18 protein-coding genes and 1 tRNA gene are annotated in these 18,714 nt (G+C 63.1%); 8 read left to right on the top strand and 11 right to left on the bottom strand.

The annotated features are described in order from the left end of the window. Positions 1 to 3: 3 nt before the first annotated feature. The 9 genes from rsfS to CSQ91_RS16030 all read right to left on the bottom strand — a co-directional run bounded on the left by rsfS (position 4) and on the right by CSQ91_RS16030 (position 6,967). Positions 4 to 693, bottom strand: coding sequence for a ribosome silencing factor (gene rsfS, locus CSQ91_RS16065; RefSeq protein WP_034786479.1), 690 nt, complete (start codon positions 691 to 693; stop codon positions 4 to 6). Continuing rightward, positions 694 to 1,341 (bottom strand): nicotinate (nicotinamide) nucleotide adenylyltransferase, encoded by a 648-nt coding sequence (gene nadD / locus CSQ91_RS16060; RefSeq protein ID WP_225317413.1) that lies wholly within the window; start codon positions 1,339 to 1,341, stop codon positions 694 to 696. A gap of 44 nt (positions 1,342 to 1,385) precedes the next feature. Then, positions 1,386 to 2,300 carry an oxygen-dependent coproporphyrinogen oxidase gene (gene hemF, locus CSQ91_RS16055; protein WP_034786480.1) on the bottom strand — a complete coding sequence of 305 codons (915 nt, stop codon included), beginning with the start codon at positions 2,298 to 2,300 and terminating at the stop codon, positions 1,386 to 1,388. A 101-nt stretch (positions 2,301 to 2,401) separates the two neighbouring features. Then, complete coding sequence (locus tag CSQ91_RS16050) at positions 2,402 to 3,205, bottom strand: hypothetical protein (RefSeq protein ID WP_099388933.1); 804 nt, start codon at positions 3,203 to 3,205, stop codon at positions 2,402 to 2,404. Continuing rightward, positions 3,202 to 3,849 carry a hypothetical protein gene (locus tag CSQ91_RS16045; RefSeq protein ID WP_099388932.1) on the bottom strand — a complete coding sequence of 216 codons (648 nt, stop codon included), beginning with the start codon at positions 3,847 to 3,849 and terminating at the stop codon, positions 3,202 to 3,204. The genes CSQ91_RS16050 and CSQ91_RS16045 overlap by 4 nt, the downstream gene beginning before the upstream one ends. A gap of 4 nt (positions 3,850 to 3,853) precedes the next feature. Next, positions 3,854 to 3,991, bottom strand: coding sequence for a hypothetical protein (locus tag CSQ91_RS28965; protein WP_180278445.1), 138 nt, complete (start codon positions 3,989 to 3,991; stop codon positions 3,854 to 3,856). Between the two features lie 83 nt (positions 3,992 to 4,074). Continuing rightward, a complete protein-coding gene (locus CSQ91_RS16040) occupies positions 4,075 to 4,671 on the bottom strand; it encodes a hypothetical protein (RefSeq protein ID WP_099388931.1) in 597 nt (198 codons plus the stop codon). 243 nt (positions 4,672 to 4,914) lie between these two features. Beyond that, positions 4,915 to 6,183, bottom strand: a complete 1,269-nt coding sequence (gene purD / locus CSQ91_RS16035) for a phosphoribosylamine--glycine ligase (protein ID WP_070254269.1) — start codon at positions 6,181 to 6,183, stop codon at positions 4,915 to 4,917. Between the two features lie 58 nt (positions 6,184 to 6,241). After that, positions 6,242 to 6,967, bottom strand: a complete 726-nt coding sequence (locus tag CSQ91_RS16030) for a YebC/PmpR family DNA-binding transcriptional regulator (protein ID WP_034786485.1) — start codon at positions 6,965 to 6,967, stop codon at positions 6,242 to 6,244. 173 nt (positions 6,968 to 7,140) lie between these two features. Here CSQ91_RS16030 and CSQ91_RS16025 point away from each other — a divergent pair, with 173 nt between their 5' ends. The 4 genes from CSQ91_RS16025 (at position 7,141) to CSQ91_RS16010 (ending at position 12,095) form a co-directional block, all read left to right on the top strand. Then, positions 7,141 to 9,624 carry an alkaline phosphatase D family protein gene (locus CSQ91_RS16025; RefSeq protein ID WP_257217373.1) on the top strand — a complete coding sequence of 828 codons (2,484 nt, stop codon included), beginning with the start codon at positions 7,141 to 7,143 and terminating at the stop codon, positions 9,622 to 9,624. Between the two features lie 118 nt (positions 9,625 to 9,742). Beyond that, positions 9,743 to 10,663: a DMT family transporter gene (locus CSQ91_RS16020; RefSeq protein ID WP_099388929.1), complete on the top strand. Its 921-nt coding sequence runs from the start codon at positions 9,743 to 9,745 to the stop codon at positions 10,661 to 10,663. Between the two features lie 29 nt (positions 10,664 to 10,692). Then, positions 10,693 to 11,082, top strand: a complete 390-nt coding sequence (locus CSQ91_RS16015; RefSeq protein WP_034786684.1) for a methylglyoxal synthase — start codon at positions 10,693 to 10,695, stop codon at positions 11,080 to 11,082. Between the two features lie 23 nt (positions 11,083 to 11,105). Continuing rightward, a complete protein-coding gene (locus CSQ91_RS16010; RefSeq protein ID WP_034786488.1) occupies positions 11,106 to 12,095 on the top strand; it encodes a quinone oxidoreductase family protein in 990 nt (329 codons plus the stop codon). A 170-nt stretch (positions 12,096 to 12,265) separates the two neighbouring features. Here CSQ91_RS16010 and CSQ91_RS16005 read toward each other — a convergent pair whose 3' ends face one another. Next, the gene (locus CSQ91_RS16005; protein WP_092608134.1) at positions 12,266 to 12,895 is read right to left on the bottom strand and encodes a DUF4136 domain-containing protein; all 630 of its coding nucleotides are present in this window, start codon (positions 12,893 to 12,895) and stop codon (positions 12,266 to 12,268) included. Positions 12,896 to 13,092: 197 nt separating this feature from the next. On the opposite strand from CSQ91_RS16005, the gene pepN reads away from it, so the two are divergent. From pepN to CSQ91_RS15985, 4 genes are all read left to right on the top strand, one after another. Then, positions 13,093 to 15,747, top strand: coding sequence for an aminopeptidase N (gene pepN / locus CSQ91_RS16000; RefSeq protein ID WP_099388928.1), 2,655 nt, complete (start codon positions 13,093 to 13,095; stop codon positions 15,745 to 15,747). 32 nt (positions 15,748 to 15,779) lie between these two features. Then, the gene (locus CSQ91_RS15995; protein ID WP_092608140.1) at positions 15,780 to 16,781 is read left to right on the top strand and encodes a class 1 fructose-bisphosphatase; all 1,002 of its coding nucleotides are present in this window, start codon (positions 15,780 to 15,782) and stop codon (positions 16,779 to 16,781) included. Between the two features lie 116 nt (positions 16,782 to 16,897). Then, positions 16,898 to 16,973, top strand: a tRNA-Thr gene (locus CSQ91_RS15990). Between the two features lie 195 nt (positions 16,974 to 17,168). Beyond that, positions 17,169 to 17,609 carry a hypothetical protein gene (locus CSQ91_RS15985; protein ID WP_034786491.1) on the top strand — a complete coding sequence of 147 codons (441 nt, stop codon included), beginning with the start codon at positions 17,169 to 17,171 and terminating at the stop codon, positions 17,607 to 17,609. Between the two features lie 7 nt (positions 17,610 to 17,616). Here CSQ91_RS15985 and CSQ91_RS15980 read toward each other — a convergent pair whose 3' ends face one another. Beyond that, positions 17,617 to 18,711, bottom strand: coding sequence for a porin (locus CSQ91_RS15980; RefSeq protein WP_099388927.1), 1,095 nt, complete (start codon positions 18,709 to 18,711; stop codon positions 17,617 to 17,619). Positions 18,712 to 18,714: the final 3 nt, after the last annotated feature.

The following is an 18,714-nucleotide window of genomic DNA, read 5'->3' as shown; positions in this document are numbered from 1 at the left end:
GGCTTACGCTTCGACTTTTTTGATACGCTTGATCACGGTTTTTGCCGGTGCAGCATCGGCTGCCGGCTTGGCCGCGCGTGGGGCGCGCACTTTTTTCTCTGGCAGCGCTTTCAAGGCTTTCACGGCAGCCGCTTCGGTCTTGGTTGGCGCGACTTTCACGGTCTTGCCGACAGCTTTGGAAGCGGTGGCTTTTTTCGCCGGGGCTTTCTTGGCGGCGGTGGCGGCCGTGGCTTTCTTGGCCGGTGTCTTTTTCTCGATCACGGGCGAAGCTTCCACATTGGCCTTGCTCGCTGCCAGATGGCCGCTGACCTTTTTCGGCTCGTCGCCGGCCGCTTTTTTCGGCGCGCGCTTGGCGGCGCCCAGCTTGACCGGCGTGTCGCCCCAGATTTCTTCCAGGCGGTAGTAGGCGCGGATAGGCGCTTGCATGATGTGGACGATCATGTCGCCCAGATCGACCAGCACCCATTCACCCGTTTCCTCGCCTTCCATGCCGATGATGTCGCCGCCGGCGTCCTTGACCTTGTTGCGCACCGAGGCGGCCAGCGCCTTGGTTTGACGGTTCGAGGTACCGGAAACGATCGCGATGCGGTCGAACAGGCTGGTCAGGTGACTCGTTTCGAAGACGGCGATGTCTTGGCCTTTGACGTCTTCAAGGGCGTCAACGACGAGGGTTTGCAGTTTTTTGATGTCCATTTAGCTTTTGTATAAATTATGTTGTTCAATATAGTCTAGCACTAGCGGGGAAACAAGCGAGTTTGCCCGATTCCCCCGTTGTAATGCCGCACGTATTTCGGTGGCGGAGATATCCACCGCGAAGTCCTGTGCCAGATAAGTCAGACCGTGCGGCGTGTTGCGGATGCTTTCCAGTGACCCCAGGCGGCGCGAAAATTCTTCGGCGACCACTTGCGGCACTGCGGTGTCATTCAGCGCGAAGCCGGGGCGGGCCGCGACGCAGATATGCGCGTATTCAAATAATTGCTGCCATTCGCGCCATGTCGCGAGCCGCTGCAGCTGGTCGGCACCCATCAGGAAAACGATGGATGCGCGCGCTCCCAGCTCGGCGCGTACCTGGCGCAAGGTATCGATGGTGTAGCTGGCCTGGCCATGTTCGCTGCGCTCGATTTCCTGGCGGTCGATCACGACCGGCACGGGCAGGCCGGCAAACGCCAGGCCGGCCATCTCGGCGCGCTGCTGGCCGGTGGCGCCCAGGTTGCCCTTTTGCCAGGGCGCGCCGGCCGGAATCACGCGCAGTTCATCGGCGTGCAGCAGGCTGGAAAAATGCGTGCCCAGCGCGACATGGCCCATATGCACCGGGTCGTAGCTGCCGCCCAGCAGCGCCACGCATGGGGTATTGCCGGCGATGCCATGCGTCGTGCTAACTCCGGTCACGCCTGCAGCCAGTCGCGATGCACGAGGAAGTCAGTATACAACGCCGCTTCGGGACTGCCCGCTTCCGGGTGCCAGTCGTAGCGCCACTTGACCACGGGCGGCATCGACATCAGGATCGCCTCGGTGCGTCCGCCCGACTGCAGGCCGAACAGGGTGCCGCGGTCGAACACCAGGTTGAACTCGACATAGCGTCCGCGCCGGTAGCACTGGAAATCGCGTTCGCGTTCGCCGTAGGGCGTGTCCTTGCGGCGCGCCAGGATCGGCACATAGGCTTTGACGAAAGCATCGCCGGCGCTGCGCATCATCGCAAAGCTGTCGTCAAAGCCCAGGGCGTTGAAATCGTCGAAGAAGATGCCACCGGCGCCGCGCGCTTCGCGCCGGTGCTTCAGGTAGAAATAATCGTCGCACCACTGCTTGAACTTCGGATGCAGTTCGTCGCCAAACGGCGCCAGCGCATCATGGCACACCTGGTGGAAGTGCTTCACGTCGCCCGCGTCGCCATAATACGGCGTCAGGTCCATGCCGCCGCCGAACCACCATACGGGTTCGCCATCGGCATTGACGGTGCTGAAAAACCGCACATTCATGTGCACCGTGGGCGCATACGGATTACGCGGATGCAGCACCAGCGACACGCCCATCGCTTCCCACGCCTTGCCGCCCAGTTCAGGGCGCGCGGCCGCTGCCGATGGCGGCAATGCGGCGCCGGTAACGTGCGAAAAATTCACGCCGCCCCGCTCGAATACATTGCCTTCCTCGATCAGCCGCGAAATGCCGCCGCCGCCCTCGGGGCGCTGCCAGGCATCGGTCAGGAAGGGCTTGCCGTCCTGCGCTTCGAGTGCCTGCACGATACGGCTTTGCAAATCGAGCAAATAGGCCTTGACGGCCGAAGGAGAGGGAGTTGACGACATCGCGTGGGCCGACGAGGCCGAAATAAAAAAGTAAGGACGGATTGTACCCTGTTACGGATTTTTGTGATAGCAAAACCGGCGCTGCTGTTGCCGACCCTGCTTTACCGAGGCGGCTTGTCCTGCACCACATGGACATCGTATTGCACGCTCTCATGGCCCGGCTGGCGGGCGGCATCGAGTGCTTGCGCCGCACGCTGCTGCCGGTCGTCGCGTTCCACCGTGTCGGCCGGTTGCGCCAGCGGTGCCGCAGGCGTTGGCTGCTCGCGCTTGAACCACAACGGCCCCACAATCGCCACGAGCATCAGCATTAGCAGCATCAGCACTATCATCAGGACGTTGAACGGGCGCGCGGCGCGCCGGCCATACTGGACCGGCGGTTTGCCGGCAGCATCGACGATCACGCGCGCCAGCGGCGAGCCGTGCGCGCGCGTGCGCGCTTGCAGCTCCTTGTATTGCAGCGGCGATAGCGTGCCCTGTTTCAGCATATGCCGCAAGGCCGCGACGGGCGTGGCGGCCAGGTGGCCGGCTGGCAGGCTGTCGTGGGCGGCGTCGCGCTGCCACGGGTTGATCAGGTTATGCTGGTACAGCGCGTCGACCGCCTGCCGGTTCACCTGCTGCAGCGCGGCGCTGGCCAGTTGCCGGCGTGGTTCATCGGCGGGCAGCTTGCGCAGCATCTTGAAAAAACGGTCCTCGGGAACGAGTTCGGCGCTCAGCAGCCAGGCCAGCGTCCCGATCTGGTCGGCATTCATTGCCAGCTCCGGCACATCAATGTCTTCGGCGGCATTGTGCGCGCGCTGCAGGTCGATGATCTCCAGTTCGGCCAGCGTATCGTCGTATTCGTCGCTGGTGATCAGGCCGAGGCGCAGCAGTTCCGCCAGCGGCAGCAGGCGTGGATCGGTGCTCATGGCTGCAGGCTTCCGGTAAGCACGCCGTACACGACGGACATGACCAGGATCAGCCCCAGCACGATCAGCGCGCCTTTCCAGGCCGGTGGACGCTTGTACGGGATGCGGTCGTGGCCATGGCGCAGCCTGGACGCTTCCATGATGTCGCGCGCCAGTTCGCTGCCATGTTCACGCACGTGCACTTCCAGCGCTTCGAACTGCGCCGTCGGCAGGATGTTGTTTACCACCAGCCAGCGCATGGCGATCCAGGGCGTATAAAACATGCGGTCGGCTGGCGCCGCCGCGTGTGCCGCATCGCGCTGGAACTGGTTCAGCAAATCGAGCTCGTACAAGGCGTCGACCTCGCGGCGGTTGTAGTGCCGCACACCCTCTGCTGCCAGTGCCTGTTGCCGGGGTGGCAGTTTGGCCACGCGCTTGTCGAAGTCATTCTTGGGCAGCAGATCGGTCAGCAGCAGCCAGCCCAGGGTGCTGGCCAGATCGGCGTCCTGCGCCAGTTCCGGCATGTCGACGGGATCCTCGGGCGGGTGCAGGCGCTCATGGGCGGCGATATCGCGTTCCGAGTTGGCCTCGTCCAGTTCCTGCGCGGTGATCAGGCCAAGCTGGTGCAGCTGGCCCAGCGATGCGTGGGGCGGTTCGATATGCATGGACTTACTCATTTACTTTGGCCAGGCGCGGTTCGCCGGCAAATTGCGTCGTCACCGACCAGCCATTGCCGGCCGCGTCGCGCTGGCGGCGCGTGAGCAGCTTCAGCACATGCAGCGCCTCGACGGAAGTATGCGTGGGCACAGGTGGATTGCTTGTCATCGGGAGTGGGTTTGTGAAGAATCAAGATGGTAAATTTTACAATGCAATCTCGTTTCTCCAGCGCACTATTGAAGTTGCGCCTGCTCCAGTTCTGTCCTGAATCGCGGTGTTAGCGACCAGTTCTTGCCATCCTCGCTGCGCTGGAAAGTAAAGTCGCCTTGCTGCAGCACCGACACTGCCAGCACCTTTGTTGCGGCAGCGGGCGCAAGGTCGTTGCGGGCCAGCAGCAGGCGGCAGGAAATCACGCCGGGCAATACTGCCTTGCATGGTCCCAGCGCTTCAATATCGCCGATTTCACGGTAGTGCTGCGGCGACACCACCGCGTTGAGATTGACATGGTAGAGCGGCTTGCCGCGCAGTGCATCCATGCCGGCCAGCATCGCATTCTTCAGTCCATCGCGCCCGATGGGCTGGCCCTGCTGCGCAAAGCCGCCATGCCAGGCGATGTCGGCAAAGCGCGTTTGCACGATGCCCGGATGCGCATGGTCATACTCCAGCCGGCTTTTGCGGCGGCCTTCCACGCGTGAAATGGTCCGGGCGTATTGCATCGGCTTGCCGTCCTGGATGACGGTAGCCAGGCAGCCACGGGTTTTTTGCGACCAGGCATAGCCGGCCTGCTTGATATCGTGCAGGCTGAATTTGCCATCCGTGACCGCGGCCACGGTTTGTCTGGTATCACAGCGTGGTACGGCATGGCTGCTGAACCAGTACCAGGCCAGGCCAGGCCGGCAACGAGCAGCGAGGCAAGCGTCAGCCAGGCCAGGGGGCTCACCGGGGCATCGCGGTCTGGTGCGGCAAGGCCGGGTGGAATGGTCATGGCGAGGAATGGGGGAGGCGATCAAAATGAAAACGGGCCGGGGCGGATGCATTCCGCGCCGGCCCGCCGTGTGATCGTTATGGGGCGATCAATGCTTCAGGCCGCGCCAGCCGATGTCGCGGCGGTACTGGGCGCCGTCGAAATGGATTTTTTCCACGGTTTCATACGCCTGCTTCTGCGCCATCTTGATGCTGTCGCCCAGGCCCACCACGCACAGCACGCGGCCGCCGTTGGTGACCAGGCGTTCACCTTCGATGCGGGTGCCCGCATGGAAGGTGACAGAATCGACGGTTTCGGCCGGGATGTCGCCGATGGACGTGCCCTTGACAGGATCGTCCGGGTAGCCGGCGGCAGCCATGACGACGCCGACGGCCGTGCGGCGGTCCCATTCCAGTTCCACGGCGTCGAGCGTGCCGTTGACGGCGTGCTCCATGACGGTCACCAGGTCGGTTTTCAGGCGCGCCATGATTGGCTGCGTTTCCGGGTCGCCCATGCGGCAGTTGAATTCCAGCGTCTTCGGCGTGCCCTTGTCGTCGATCATCAGGCCCGCGTACAGGAAGCCCGTGAACGTGATGCCATCCTTGGCCATGCCCTGGATGGTCGGCACGATGATTTCGCGCATGACGCGCGCATGCATGGCCGGCGTGACGATAGGCGCCGGCGAATACGCGCCCATGCCGCCCGTGTTCGGGCCCTGGTCGTGGTCCTTCAGGCGCTTATGGTCCTGGCTGGTGGCCAGCGGCAGGATGTTCTTGCCGTCGCACATGACGATGAAGCTCGCTTCTTCGCCGGCGAGGAATTCCTCGATGACGATGCGCGCGCCGGCGTCGCCGAACTGGTTATCGGCCAGCATCATGTCGACCGCCTGGTGCGCTTCTTCCAGGGTCATGGCGACGACGACGCCCTTGCCGGCGGCCAGGCCGTCGGCCTTGATGACGATGGGCGCACCCATGGCGTCGATGTAGGCGTGCGCGGGAGCGACATCGGAAAACGTCTGGTAGGCGGCTGTCGGGATGCCGTGGCGCTGCATGAAGGCCTTGGCGAAGTCCTTCGACGATTCCAGCTGCGCCGCTTCTTTCGTCGGGCCGAAGATTTTCAGGCCGCGCGAGCGGAACAGGTTGACGATGCCCGCCGCCAGCGGCACTTCCGGACCGACGACCGTGAGGCCGATGTGTTCCTGTTGAACGAAATCGGCCAGCAATTGCGGGTCGCTGATGTCGAGATTGACCAGGCGCGCATCGCGCGCGGTGCCGCCATTGCCCGGCGCGACATACACCATCTGTATGCGTTCGGACTGGGCCAGTTTCCAGGCCAGGGCGTGTTCGCGGCCGCCAGAGCCGACTACCAGAATTTTCATAGGTACCGTTCGTTCAATGTGGGTTGCAGGGCGGCGGTGCCGCCCTTGATGTTGTTGCTTAGTTCTCGATCAGGGCGTTCGTAAACACTTCCTGGACATCGTCCAGCAGTTCCAGCGCATCGATCAGCTTTTGCATCTTGATGGCGTCGTCGCCCGCGTAGACGGTTTCCGTCGCCGGCTTCATGATGACTTCGGCCACTTCGGCCTTGAAGCCGGCCGCTTCCAGCGCTTCCTTGACGGTGGCGAAATCGTGCACGGGAGTGACCACTTCGAAGCCGCCTTCTTCATCGGCGATGACGTCGTCGGCGCCCGCTTCCAGTGCCGCTTCCATCAGCTTGTCTTCGTCGGTGCCCGGCGCGAACAGCAGCTGGCCGCAGTGCTGGAACATGAAGGCAACCGAGCCTTCATTGCCCATGTTGCCGCCATTCTTGTTGAAGGCGTTGCGCACTTCGGCCACCGTGCGCACCTTGTTGTCGGTCATGCATTCGACGATGACGGCCGCGCCGCCCACGCCGTAGCCTTCGTAGCGCACTTCCTCGTAGTTGGCGCCGTCGACGCCGCCGCTGCCGCGGTTGATCGCGCGCTGGACGTTGTCTTTTGGCATGTTCGCATCGGCCGCCTTGTCGACCGCCAGGCGCAGGCGCGGATTGGTGATGGCGTCGGCGCCGCCCATGCGGGCCGCGACCGTGATTTCCTTGATCAGGCGCGTCCAGATTTTGCCGCGCTTGGCATCGGTGGCAGCCTTTTTATGCTTGATGTTGGCCCATTTGCTATGTCCTGCCATGTCGAATCTTCCTTAGACGGGTGTTCAATTGTGGCCGACATTTTAGCATATCGGCCCCCCGCAAAGCGGCATGGCCCGGTCATCAAGCGGACACATTTTGTTGTTAAAGTGACGCGCTTTCATGTTATGCATCATCCCACCACTCCAATAATCAAGATTAAGGGCGCGACATCATGGCAAGTCAAATGGATAGGCGGCAATTTCTGAAATTGGGCGGCTTTATCACGGTCTCCGTGGCGACCGCCGGCCTCGCCGCCTGCGGCAGCACCGATTACAGCGATCCTGGCGTGCCGCTGGCCTCGGGCAGCGACTGGAAATTCCCGCAAAGCGTGGCCTCGGGCGACCCGCGCGCCGACAGCGCCATGCTGTGGACGCGCGTCGTGCCCGCCAGTTTCGATGCCGTCGCGCCCGCCGTGGCCGGCAAGGACGAGGTCGCCGTACGCCTGATCGTCAGCGCCAGCGACAATACGGCCGCCCTGGGCAGCAATACGGCCCTGGTCGGCACGCCCATCGTCGATGCCAAGCTGCCGCTGAAAGCCGATTTCGACAATACGCTGCGCCACAAGGTGACGGGCTTGCAGCCGGGCCAGGTGTATTTTTACCAGTTCATCGCCGGCGACGTGCGCTCGAACGTGGGCCGCTTCAAGACGGCGCCCGCCGCCACGGCCGACGTGCCGCAGCTGCAGTTCGCCTACCTGACGTGCCAGGACTGGAGCATCAACCACTGGGGCGCGCTGTCGCACATCGCCGCCAATGAAAGCCTGGATTTCATCGTCCACCTGGGCGATTACATCTATGAAACGGTTGGCGAGGCCTTCCAGAGCGGCGCCGTGGAAAGTCGCCACGACCAGCTGAAACTGCCGGACGGCACGTATAAAAGCGGCACGTCCGGCGCGAAATATGCCACCACCGTGGCCGATTACCGCTACCTGTACAAGAAATACCGCACCGATGCGCGCCTGCAAGCCGTGCACGAACGCTTTGCCTTCATCGCCATCTGGGATGATCACGAATTCACGGACGACGCCTGGCAGGACGCGTCCACCTACGAGGGCCTCGTGGCCGCCGACGGCAGCGATTTGCACCAGCCGGCCCGCCGCCGCAGCGCCAACCAGGCGTGGTTCGAATACATGCCGGCCGACGTCACGTTCGATGCCGCCGCGACAACGTTCCAGAATATCCAGATCTACCGCGATTTCCAGTTCGGCAAACTGATGCAGCTGGTGATGACGGACGAGCGCCTGTACCGCGCCGACCATGCGATCGCCGAATCGACCATCAATCCCGCCACGGGCAAGCCGCTGGGCAGCATCGGCAGCCGCTATCTGGTGCCGCAAGCGCTGTTCGACAGCGTGGAAGGGCAGAAGATGGCCGCCGCCACCAAGGCCGGCGCCGACCCGCTGGCTGCCGTCGGCATGCTGGGCACGACCCAGCGCGACTGGTGGAAAAGCAAGATGAAGGCAGCGACGTCCACCTGGAAGCTGTGGGGCAATGAAGTGTCGCTGCTGCGCATGGGCTTGAATGGCACGGATGCGATCGCCACCTTGCTGGCGCTGGGCGCCATGTCGAACGTGGGCAAGGCCATCGCCAGCACCCTGCCACTGGTGGGCGGCAGCGTGCCGCTGGCCTCAAGCATCGTGGCGGCCTCGACGGCGGGCGCATCGGCGACCGTGGCGCAAGCGGCGGCCATGGCGATTGCCGGCGCGGCAGCCAATGCCGGCGCGCAGGGCGCCGCTGCCGTGGGCGCCGGCTTGAGCGCGGCTCAGGCCGGCATCACGGTGGCCGCCTATAACAGCGGCTCGCCGGCCGCCGCCGCGCAAGTGATCGCCTTCGGCTGGATCAAGCCCGACGTGCAGGCCAAGGGCGCTGCGTCAAGCTTTGTCGCCGCTTCCGGCCAGCAGGTGGCGCTGGCGCCATTCTTCACGCGCTTCCTGCTCAATTGCGACCAGTGGGATGGCTACAACAGCGAGCGCAAGAACCTGATGGCGCACCTGAAAAACAATGCCATCGGCAACGTGGTGGCGATTACCGGCGATATCCACTCGTTTTTTGCGGGCACGGTCAGCGACGATTTCGACGCCGCCGGCGGCGGCACGCCCGTCATGGTGGACCTGGTGTCGGCCGGCGTGAGCTCCGATTCCTTCTTCAGTTACCTGAAATCGGCCGCCGGCAGCATGGGCGATATCGGCACCCTCGTCAGCTATCCGCTGGCCATTCCCGTCACGGGCCTGGGCACGGTGAATCTCGACATCAACCTGCTCGACTACACCATGGGCAAGGCGGCGCCCACCATCGACAGCCTGCTGGAGCAATTGCGCGTGCAGCTGCGCGGCGCCCTGGCCGCCAAGGGCGTGCCGGAGGCGCAGCTCGATGCCACGGTAGCTGCCGTGCAGGCCGGCTTGAAAGCGAGCACTGACTTCAGCGCGACCCTGCTGGGCCTGGCGCAGCAATTGTCCGGCCTGGGCAATAACCCGTGGATCAAGCATTTGAATACGGATGCGCAGGGCTATACGGTGGTCACTTTGACGCCGGGCAAGCTGGTGGCGCAGTTCAAGCAGGTAAATAAACTGATCGGCACGGCGGCGCCAAGCAACGTGATTGCGCGGGTGACGACGGCGACGGTGACGGCGGGCGCGGCGGCGGTGGTGGTGTCTTAAATTTATTTATTAAACGTCAAGCCTAAAGCAAGGGCTGGGGTCAGACCCTCAGGGTCCGACCCCGGTTTTTGCCGTCGGGCTTATCAGCCGCCTGTCGCTTTTGCCTTACAATCTGGAGATGAGCTCCAGTTCCCCGCAAGCAACCCCTGCATCTATTCCCCGTTCCGTCTACCTCGGTGGCCTGGCCATCGCCGTGGGCGGGGCGGTGCTGTTTTCCACCAAGGCCATCGTCGCCAAGCTGCTGTACCGCTACCAGATCGACGCCGTCACCCTGATCGCCTTCAGGATGATTTTTTCGCTGCCCGTATTCGCCGTCATCGCCTGGTGGAAGATGCGCACGGAGCCGCCGCTGTCGACCAGCGACCGGCTGCGCCTCGTCGGGCTGGGCCTCGTCGGCTACTACCTGTCCAGCTATCTGGATTTTCTGGGCTTGCAATACATTTCCGTGGGCCTGGAGCGCTTGATCCTGTTCCTCACGCCCACCTTCGTACTGCTGATTACCACCGTATATTTCAAGCAGCGCATCAGCCGCCTGCAGTGGCTGGCACTGTTCACGTCCTACTGCGGCATCGTGCTGGTGTTCGTGCACGACTTGCAGGGCGGCGCCAGCAATGTGGCGCTCGGGTCGACTCTCGTGCTGGGTTCGGCTTGCGCGTATGCCGTGTATCTGCTGGGCTCGGGTGAACTGGTCAAGCGCATCGGCTCGATGCGCCTGGTTAGCTATGCGATGTGCGTGGCCAGCTTTGCCTGCATCGCCCAGTTTTTCATCCTGCGTCCCGTCGAGCTGCTGATCCAGCCCATGCCCGTGTATGGCTTGTCTTTGCTGAACGGCATCTTTTGCACGGTGATGCCCGTCTTCATGACGATGATCGCCGTCGAGCGCATCGGCGCGCCCGTCGCCTCGCAAGCGGGCATGATCGGCCCCGTGTCGACCCTGTTCCTGGGCGCCATGATTCTCGATGAGCCGATCACCAACTGGCAACTGGCCGGCACCAGCCTGGTATTGGCCGGTATCTACTTGCTGTCGAAAAAGAAATAATTCCTCCACCCACTGAAATGGTCCTCACCATGAAAACACGTATCGCCCTGATTGCCCACGACAAGAAAAAAGATGACATGATTACCCTGGCGGGCGAATACCTGGACTTTTTGAAGGGTTGCGAACTGTCGGCCACGGGCACCACGGGCGGCCGCCTGATCAACGAACTGGGCCTGGCGGTCGAACGCAAGCATTCCGGTCCGTTCGGCGGCGACTTGCAGATCGGCTCGCTGCTGGTGGAAGGCTTGATCGATTGCGTGATTTTCCTGCGCGACCCGATGACGCCGCAGCCGCACGAGCCGGACATCAACGCCCTGGTGCGCGCCTGCGACGTGCACAACGTGGCGTGCGCGACGAATCTGTCATCGGCGCACCTGGTGCTGTCGCAGTTGCAGGCGCGGGCCAGCGCGGCCGCCTGATTCCCCCAGACAAGGAGATGAGCATGAGTGCAACGATTACCACCAAGGCCATCCGCGTGCAGCGCGTGGGCGGCCCGGAAGTGATGGAATATGTGGACGTGGAATTGCCGCCGCCCGGCCCCGGCGAGGCGCGCGTGAAACACGAGGCCATCGGCCTCAATTTCATCGACGTGTATTTCCGCACGGGCCTGTACCCGCAGCCGCTGCCCAATGGCCTCGGTGTCGAGGGCGCGGGCATCGTCGAGGCAGTGGGCGAGGGCGTCACGGAAGTGAAAATCGGCGACCGGGTGGCGTATGCGGCGCGCATCAATGGCGCGTATGCGCAGCAGCGCAACTTGCCGGCGGCCCTGCTGCTGGTGTTGCCCGAGCGCATCGCTTTCGATACGGCCGCCGCCATGATGCTGCAAGGCTTGACGGTGCAATACCTGTTCCACCGCACGGTGGCCCTGAAGGCGGGCGATACCATCCTGTTCCACGCGGCCGCGGGCGGCGTGGGCCTGATCGCCTGCCAGTGGGCGAAAGTGCTGGGCGTGAACCTGATCGGCACGGCCGGTTCCGATGAAAAGGCGGCGTTGGCCAAGGCGCATGGCGCCGCCCACGTCATCAACTACAACACGGAAAACTTCGTCGAGCGCGTGCGCGAGATCACGGGCGGCAAAGGCGTCTCCGTGGTGTACGATTCCATCGGCAAGGATACGTTTACGGGTTCGCTCGACTGCCTGGCGCCGCTGGGCATGATGGTCAGCTTCGGCAACGCGTCCGGTCCCGTGCCGGCTTTCACCCTCAGTGAACTGGCGTCGCGCGGCTCGCTGTTCCTCACGCGCCCGGCCCTGTTCAGCTATGCCTCGAACCGTGCGAACCTGGAAGAAATGGCCACCTCGCTGTTCGGCGTCGTCAGCAGCGGCGAAGTGCAGATCGAGATCAACCAGCGCTACAGCCTGGCCCATATCGCCCAGGCGCACACGGACCTGGAAGGGCGGAAGACGACCGGTTCCACCATCATCGTGCCATGAGCGGCAGCAATGACGGCACGCCGAAGTTCGGCCGCCTGCTGATCGTGCTGTTATTGGCCGTGGCCCTGATCGGCGCGCTGACCTTTGCGGCAGAAGCGTATTATTCGTAGACATAAAAAAACCGGCTGGCGCATCGCTGCACCAGCCGGTTTTTTTGTATTGCCACGTAATTATTCCACCTTGACTTCCACCTTGCGGGGCACGCCGCTCTGGCCGGGGAAGTCGGCAAAGGCGCTGGCGACCATGGCGGGCATTACTTGCGACGTGGCGCGCTTGTTGCTGGTCGATTGCACGGTCACGTCGTACAGTTTCTTGCCGTTGCGGTCATTGATCGTCACGCGCAATTCGCGTTCGTATTTATGGCGCACGCTTTCTTCCATGTCCATCGGGCCATACCAGTAGGGGTTATAGCCAAAGCGGCCATAGCCTGGCCATGCGCCGTAGCGGTAGCCGTAGCGGCCAGGCCAGTAGCCGGGGCCATACCAGAATGGATCGGACGCCTGCAGCACGCGCTCAGGATAGTCGACGGTGGAAAACTGCATCGCCACGCGCAAATTGGCTGCCGCAGGGCCGGAAGCTTCGCCGAAGCCGTGCTTGGCCAGTTCCGCGCGCACCAGGTTCTGGTAGCTGCGGTATTCCAGCGTGTCGTTTTCCGCCGCTGGCGCTTCAAACGCATACGATTTGTCCTGCAATTGCGCAGGCCACTCGTGGAAGACGGTGACGTCGCTGCGTATGGTGGTGGCGCATCCGGTCAGCAACACGGTCAATGCGGCCATCATGATGGTGAGATAACGTTTCATTGCATGACCTCCTGATAGTAGACACAATTCATCGCTTAGTATTATAAGAATAGTTCTATTTGTTTCTATTCATTATTACAGAATGTTACCGAGCATGTCGGCGTGTAAGGGAATCCAACATTCCTGGCCTGAATCGCGACTATCGGGGGCTGGTGTTGGTAAAATAGGCTTTTGCCTCCGCTCCCACCCAAACCCCTATGCGCACAGACAGCCCTCAGACGATTTACCGCAAAGATTACACGCCGCCCAGTTTCCTGGTCGACAGCGTCGAACTTGGTTTCGATCTCGATCCCGCCCGCACAGTGGTGGCGAGCCGGATCCGCATGCGCCACAACCCGGCCAGCACCAGCCGCAGCATCGAATTGCACGGCGAACATATTGAACTGGTGCAAGTCCGCCTGAACGGCAAGCTGCTCAAGCCGTCGCAGTACAAGCTGACGGCCAGCATGCTGACCATTCCCAAGGCACCGGACGATGTTACGCTCGATATCGAAACCGTGCTGGCGCCGCAGGACAATACCTCGCTGTCCGGCCTGTACGTGTCGAACCATAATTTCTTCACGCAGTGCGAGGCCGAAGGCTTCCGCCGCATCACCTTCTTCCCGGACCGCCCGGACGTGATGGCCAAGTACACGGTCATGCTGCGCGCCGACAAGGAGCAATATCCGGTACTGCTATCGAACGGCAACCTGATCGAAGAGGGCGACCTCGGTGACGGCCGCCATTACGCCAAGTGGGAAGACCCGTTCAAGAAGCCGTCCTACCTGTTCGCCCTGGTCGCCGCGCGCCTGGTGTGCCAGGAAGAGCGCTACACCTTGAAGTCGGGCCGCGAAGTGCTGCTGCAAGTGTGGGTGGAAGACGGCAACCTCGATAAGACCGACTACGCCATGCAGTCGCTGAAAAACTCGATCCGTTGGGACGAGGAGCGCTTCGGCCTGGAACTGGACCTCGACCGCTTCATGATTGTCGCCGTGGGCGACTTCAACATGGGCGCCATGGAAAACAAGGGGCTGAACATCTTCAATACCAAGTATGTGCTGGCCAATGCGCGCGTGGCGACCGACATCGATTACGCGGGCATCGAAGCGGTGGTGGGCCATGAATACTTTCATAACTGGACCGGCAACCGCGTGACGTGCCGCGACTGGTTCCAGCTGTCGCTGAAGGAAGGCCTGACGGTGTTCCGCGACCAGGAATTCTCGGCCGACATGATCGGCACGGATACGGGCCGCGCCGTCACGCGCATCGACCAGGTGCGCACCCTGCGCCAGGCGCAGTTCCCTGAAGACGCGGGCCCGATGGCCCACCCCGTGCGTCCCGATTCCTTCGTCGAGATCAATAACTTTTATACGGTCACGATCTACGAAAAGGGCGCCGAAGTGGTGCGCATGTACCAGACCCTCGTGGGCCGCGACGGCTTCCGCAAGGGCATGGACCTGTATTTCGAGCGCCACGATGGCCAGGCCGTCCAGTGTGACGACTTCCGCGCCGCCATGGCCGACGCGAATGGCCGCGACTTCAGCCAGTTCGAGCGCTGGTACAGCCAGGCCGGCACGCCCATCGTCACCGCCTCCACGCGCTACGATGCCGCCAGCCAGACGTTCGAGCTGACCCTGGCGCAAAGCTGCCCCGCCACGCCGGGCCAGCCGAAGAAACTGCCGTTCCACATCCCCGTCACCGTCGGCCTGCTGGCTGCCGATGGCGGCGACCTGTCGCTGTATGTGGATGGCGTGGCATCGAACGGCGCCACCAGTGTCGTGCTGGAATTGACGCAAGCGTCGCAGACTTTCCGCTTCACGAATGTGACGCAAGCCCCCGTGCCGTCGCTGCTGCGCGACTTTTCCGCGCCCGTGGTGCTCGAATACGGCTATACCGACGCCGAACTGCTGCACCTGTTCCGCCACGACAGCGACCCGGTGAACCGCTGGGAAGCGGGCCAGCGCCTGGCCATGGAGCGCCTGCTGAAACTGACCGGCGCCGTCGCCGAAGGCGAAGCGCTGGCGCTGGACGACACCTTCATCGAAGCGCAGCGCGCCCTGCTGGCCGATGAAACGCTCGATCCTGCCTTCCGCGAGCTGGCCCTGATCCTGCCGTCGGAAACCATCATCGCCGAGCGCCTGGCGCAAGTCGACCCGCAGGCGATCCATGCGGCGCGCCAGTTCATGCGCCGCACCATCGCTGCCGCGCTGAAACCTGAGCTGCTGGCGCAATACCATGCCAACCAGACGCCGGGCGAGTATAGCCCGGACGCCCTGTCGGCCGGCAAGCGCGCGCTGAAAAACCTGGCCCTGTCGTATCTGTTGATCGCGCCCGCAGCGGCGGAGCTGGACCTGGCGCGGCTGCAGTTCGACAATGCCGGCAACATGACGGACCGCGCCGCGGCACTGGCGGCGCTGATTCATTCCGGCTCGCAGCCGCATGCGCAGGCGGCCCTGGCCAGCTTCTATGGCGATTTCGAGAACGAGGCGCTGGTGGTCGACAAGTGGTTCGCCATGCAGGCGGCCGCGCCATCGACCGACGTGCAAGCCGTGCGTCAACTGATGACGCATCCGGCCTTCACCTTGAAGAACCCGAACCGCGCGCGCAGCCTGATCTTCAATTTCACCAACGCCAATCCGTCGCAATTCCATGCGGCTGACGGCAGCGGCTATGCCTTCTGGGCCGAACAAGTCATCGCGCTCGACGCCCTGAACCCGCAAGTGGCGGCCCGCCTGGCGCGCTCCATGGACCGCTGGCGCCGTTACGTGCCGGCGCTGCAAAGCCACATGCGCGAGGCGCTGGAAAAAGTCGCCGGCCAGGCCAGCCTGTCGAATGACGTGATGGAAGTCGTCAGCAAGGCGCTGGCCAATTAACACCGCAATAATCATCAAAACAGAGGGATTTCATGAAACGCATCAGTCTTACGCAATACCTGGTTGAAGAGCAGCGCTCGAACAACAGCATTCCGGCCGAACTGCGCCTGCTGATCGAAGTCGTCGCGCGCGCTTGCAAAACCATCAGCCATGCTGTCGGCAAGGGCGCGCTCGGTGAAGTGCTGGGCACGGCCGACACGGAAAACGTGCAGGGCGAAGTACAGAAGAAACTCGACATCATCTCCAACGAGATCCTGCTCGAAGCGAATGAATGGGGCGGCCACCTGGCGGCCATGGCGTCGGAAGAGATGGAATCGATCCACCCGATCCCGAACCGCTATCCGAAGGGCGAATACATGCTGCTGTTCGACCCACTGGATGGTTCGTCGAACATCGATGTCAACGTGTCGATCGGCACCATCTTCTCGGTACTGAAGGCGCCGGACGGCATGGGTCAGCCGACCGAGCAGGACTTCATGCAGGCGGGCAGCAAGCAGGTGGCGGCCGGCTATGCCGTGTACGGCCCGCAAACCATGCTGGTACTGACCTTCGGCAATGGCGTGAACTGCTTCACCCTGGACCGCGAGATGGGTTCGTGGGTCCTCACGCAAAGCAATATGCAGATTCCGCCGACGACGAAGGAATTCGCCATCAATATGTCGAACGCGCGCCACTGGCATCCGCCCGTGAAACGCTATGTCGATGAACTGCTGGCCGGCGACACGGGCCCACGCGGCACCAACTTCAACATGCGCTGGATCGCTTCGATGGTGGCCGACGTGCACCGCATCCTGAACCGCGGCGGCATCTTCATGTACCCTGCCGACCTGCGCGACACGTCGATGCCGGGCAAGCTGCGCCTGATGTACGAAGCGAATCCGATGGCCTTCATCGTCGAGCAAGCCGGCGGCGCAGCCACCGACGGCCAGCATCGCATCATGGACATCGCCCCGCACAAGCTGCACCAGCGCGTGCCCGTCTTCCTCGGCTCGAAAGACGAAGTGGCCCGCGTGACCGCCTACCACGCGGAGTAAAAAGCCGCACTTTTCCACGATTTTCAGCGGCCGGCAGCCGGGCCGCTAAAAAAATGCAAAAAAGTTCGCGTTGACACTAGCAAATTTTGTGCATTGTTTGTAGAATGTGGGTCTTCGCCGTTGTAGCTCAGTTGGTAGAGCAGCACATTCGTAATGTGAAGGTCGCCAGTTCGATTCCGGCCAACGGCACCAAGTTTCATCAGAAAACCCGCTTGCTTGCAAAAGTCAGCGGGTTTTTTGTCGTCCTCGATTTCAGCGCCATGGCTGACGGGACCAAGCTGTATTGGAAGCCGGCCGCGAGCTCGAACCCAGGCGCGGTGCTCCGCCGGCATATACGTCTGCAGGCTACAATATTGCATTGGCTTTTACATCAGCGGAACTCTACCCATGCCCGAAAAACTGTCCCAGTACCTGGCCTCGCTCGACGCCTACGATGGCGATGCGCCACCCGTGATTGATCTCGATCTCTACTTTGCAGGCAATACCGACGAAGAGTCGATCGCGCCGAACCAGTGGGGCTATGGCCGCCCGCCTATTGCGCAGCTGTATGAAAGGTTCCGCGAGATCGCCGCCAGGCCGGACGTGGAAAAGGTGCTGGTCGGCTTGCACCAGGATTGGTGCGACTATGGCGAGGCGGACGTGGACGCGAAACGTTTTCCGCCTGCGGAAAACGTGCATATCTTCACGTCCGCACGCCAGGACGAGGTGGAGCGCTGGATCGCCGGCATGGAAGCCGACGGCGTCATCCCCGGCTGGCCTTACGGCAAGCCCGACAACGCTCCTGACCCGTCACAGGGCTATACCGTGCTGTCGGTCTGCTGGGACTGAGCGCCGCTCAGAAATTGTGCCTGATCCCCAGCGCCACGCCCGACATGGTGGCGCCCGTCCTGCCTGTTTCGTGCCCCAAGCTGTTGATGGCAAAGTCGGCGATGCCGTGGCGGCCGTTGGCCAGGCGCGTGTAGTAGGCATACAGGCTGCTGCGTTTCGACAGCTGGTAGTCGTAGCCGGCGGTGGCGTGGGTGGCGCCCGTATCCGCTCCCGCACGCACGGTGCCGATGCTTTCCAGCGCGCCGCCGCTGGCGCTTTGGGCATGCGCCAGGCCGAAACGCAGGCCGTGGCGGCCGAACTGGCGCGTGGCGGAAAAGTAGGCCGTGCGCCGGCGCAGCTGGCCCGTGGCCGTGGCGTAGCGCAGGCTTTCCAGCACCACAGCCAGCTGCGTGGCGCTGTCGACGCGCCAGGCCAGGGCCAGCTTGCTGCCACGGTCGGTCAGCCCCCGCCCCTGGTAGTCGTGATGGTCTTCCTGCGCCAGGGTGGCGTACAGGGTGCCGCCGTCATAAAGCAGGGCGGCCGACGCCAGGGCTGGCCGCGCGCCGCTGGCCAGCCGTTCTTCCCCCATGCCGCGCGCCACGCGCAGCGACCAGCCTTGCCACTGCGGCGTCCAGTAATGCACGCTGTTTTGCTGGCGCCGGTCGAAGGAATACGTGTTGCTGGTATTGCTTTCGGTGGCGCCCGCGCCGTTGCCCATCAGGCTCATGTAGCCGGCCGTGGTGGGGTAGAACGGGTCGAGCGCGGACGTGGCGCTGTTGTAGGGCAGGGTCCAGTTGCCGGCAAAGAGCGTACCCCACGGCCCGGCAATACCGACGCGCGTGTCGCGCGCGGCGATTGATCCTGCGCCCGTATCGGGCGACAAGGTGCCCTCGACCTGGAACAGCGCCTGCCAGCCGCCGCCCAGGTCTTCGCCGCCGCGAAAACCGAGTACCGAGCGGTTGTTGGATACACGCTGCACGCTGTCGCCGCTGGCGGACGAGTGCAGCGCTTCGAGCGCCACGTTCAGGCGGCCGTACAGCTGCACATTGTCCTGTGCCGCGGCGGGCAGGGCAACCGCCAGCGCGATCGCGCCGGCCGCCAGCAAAGGCAATCGCGTCAGCATGGC

The organism is Janthinobacterium sp. BJB301 (assembly GCF_002735685.1).
Lineage (GTDB): Bacteria > Pseudomonadota > Gammaproteobacteria > Burkholderiales > Burkholderiaceae_D > Janthinobacterium > Janthinobacterium lividum.
Note: the sequence above shows the minus strand (reverse complement) of the source record. Positions and strands in the feature narration are given on the sequence as shown.